Source organism: Vibrio sp. 1249-1 (assembly GCF_033340495.1).
In genome coordinates, this window is sequence record NZ_JAWOWJ010000675.1 from 1 (window position 1) to 316 (window position 316).

General features: G+C 40.2%; 1 pseudogene. It reads right to left on the reverse strand.

Features of this window, described 5'->3' with window-relative positions:
• Positions 1-120: 120 nt before the first annotated feature.
• Positions 121-316: pseudogene (locus tag R7Z50_RS28280) on the reverse strand (HAAAP family serine/threonine permease); the annotation flags it as partial.

Sequence of the window (316 nt, forward strand, 5' to 3'; positions counted from 1 at the left end):
GCTCTTATTTAGTGGAGTGACGTAAGCTAGATTACGTTTTAGAAAACAAAAGCAAAATTCAGGGAATTACCTTCAGTTGTAAACGGTATTCCCCTGAAAATCACTCAAAGTAACCCCTTCTTAGCTGAGTAAGCTAAAAACCAAAGCACTTACCGCAACAATACCTGTGATCAGAACAAAATAGGTAGAGAGCTTTCCACGATACTGCTTCATCGACTCAATCTTATGTACCGCCAACATCGGCATAATGAACAAGATCATTGCGATAACTGGCCCAGATAACGCTTCCATCATGCCTAAAATACTTGGGTTCATG